Raw genomic sequence first — 1,927 nt, forward strand, 5'->3', positions numbered from 1 at the left:
CGAGCGCGCCGCCCCCGCCGCCTGCGCCGCGGCCTCCTCCACGGCGAGCACGGGCAGGCCCCCGCGCCGCACCACCCGCGCAGCCCGGCGGCTCGACGTCGCCGTGGTGCCGGCCAGCGCCGGCAGGCGATGCCCCCGGAGCACGCGGACGGAGATCGACGAGCGCTCCCACCCCCGCAGGCCGTGCACCTCCAGCGCCGACAGCCCCGCCAGGGCCGCCCCGGCACCACCGGAGAGGACCGCGGCCCAGCGCGTCGCGGCGACGTCGAGCTCGCCGGTGCTGGTCCGCACGACGAGCGGGCCGACGACGCACCAGCGCCCGGCACGCACCTCGGAGGCCACCCGGTCGGCGTCCACACCGAGCTCGCGCAGCTGCGCGCGGGAGAGGCACCCGCCCTGCTGGGACGCCAGCACGGGCAGGGAGGCGGGCAGCGACGACGTCCTCGGCACGCGACGAGGCTGGACCGACCGGCCGGTGCGTGCGTCGAGGCCTGTGGACGAGCGAGGTGGCTGCACGAGGACGGCCTCTACGCCGTCCTCGTGCAGCCACCTCCCGACGAGCGGGCACCGCCTACGGTCTCCCCATGACGACGCAGGACCAGCGCTCGCGCACGCCGGTGAGCCACGTGCCGCTGCACGTCGGCCGCGGGATGCTCATGGGCGCCGCCGAGGTGGTGCCCGGCGTCAGCGGCGGGACCATCGCCCTCATCACGGGCGTCTACGAGACGCTCATCGACACGGCCGGCCACACGGTGACGGCGTTCCGCCGGCTCGTCACGGGCGACGTCCGCGGGGCGCGCGCCGAGCTGGTGCAGGGCTCCTGGCTCGTCGTCGTCCCGCTCCTGCTCGGCACCGTCGTGGCCGTCGTCGTGGGCGCCTCCCTCATCGAGCCGCTGCTCGAGGACCACCCGGTGGGCTCGCGCGCCGTCTTCGCCGGGCTCGTCCTGGCCTCGCTCAGCGTCCCGGCCATGATGGTCGGGCGGGCCTGGACGGCACGGCTCGTCGTCGTCGCCGTCGTCGCGGCCGTGCTGGCCTTCGTCCTCACCGGGCTGCCCCCGGGCTCGGCGGCGGACCCGCCGCTTCCGGTCGTCTCGCTCGCGGCCGCCGTCGCCATCTGCGCCCTCGTGCTGCCCGGCGTCTCGGGCTCCTTCCTCCTCGCGACCGTCGGCCTCTACGAGCCGACCATCGCCGCCGTCAACGGGCGCGACCTCGGGTACCTCGGGGCCTTCGCGCTCGGCGCGACCATCGGCCTGGCCCTCTTCGTGCGGCTGCTGCAGCACCTGCTCTCCACCCACCGGGCCGTGACGCTGGCCGTCATGACCGGCCTCATGGCCGGTTCCCTGCGCGCCCTGTGGCCCTGGCAGACCGAGGACCGCGACGTGCTCGCGCCCTCCGGCGACGTGCTCGCGATCCTCGGGCTCGCCCTCGCCGGTGCGGCCGTCGTCGTCGCGCTGCTCGTCGTCGAGCGGCTGGTCGGCGGGGCGGACCCCGCCTCCTCCACCGCGGACGAGCCGCCCGCGGCGCGCTGACGCCGACGCCCGGCGGCGGGCGCTCCTGAGCGCGCGCCCTGCGCCGCGCGGCGCCCGGCCCGCGTCCGTACCGTGGACGACGCGCCGACCGCCGGAGGAGGACCCGTGGAGCTGCTGACCGGGGCGGGCCTCGCGAGCGCCGCCGGCCTCAACGCCTGGCTGCCCCTGCTCCTGCTCGGCGCGGCCGCGCGGTGGACCGACGTCGTCGCCCTCCCCGACGGGTGGGCGTGGCTCTCGGAGCCCGGCGTGCTCGCCGTCCTCGCCGTGCTGCTCGTCGTCGAGGTGCTGGCCGACAAGGTGCCCGGCGTCGACCACGTCAACGACGCGCTGCAGACCGTCGTCCGGCCGCTCGCCGGCGGCGTGGCGGCGAGCGCCGGCACCGGTGGCGCGACCGCCGG

The 1,927-nt window shown here is 77.8% G+C and carries 2 protein-coding genes and 1 pseudogene; 2 read left to right on the forward strand and 1 reads right to left on the reverse strand.

Features of this window, described 5'->3' with window-relative positions; all coding sequences use genetic code 11:
• Positions 1-450, reverse strand: a pseudogene (locus HLB09_RS16400) (hypothetical protein); the annotation flags it as partial.
• A gap of 134 nt (positions 451-584) precedes the next feature.
• Between HLB09_RS16400 and HLB09_RS16405 the strand changes: the two are divergent.
• Positions 585-1,529, forward strand: a complete 945-nt coding sequence (locus HLB09_RS16405; RefSeq protein WP_212771264.1) for a DUF368 domain-containing protein — start codon at positions 585-587, stop codon at positions 1,527-1,529.
• A gap of 105 nt (positions 1,530-1,634) precedes the next feature.
• Positions 1,635-1,927: DUF4126 domain-containing protein (locus HLB09_RS16410; protein ID WP_171204371.1), on the forward strand; the 293-nt coding region annotated here is incomplete at its 3' end.

Source organism: Pseudokineococcus marinus, from assembly GCF_013004605.1.
GTDB classification, from domain to species: Bacteria; Actinomycetota; Actinomycetes; order Actinomycetales; family Quadrisphaeraceae; genus Pseudokineococcus; species Pseudokineococcus marinus.

Excerpts from the sequence above, each read along its gene's own strand:
- HLB09_RS16405 (WP_212771264.1), top strand. The coding sequence starts at position 585 with ATGACGACGCAGGACCAGCGCTCGCGCACGCCGGTGAGCCACGTGCCG.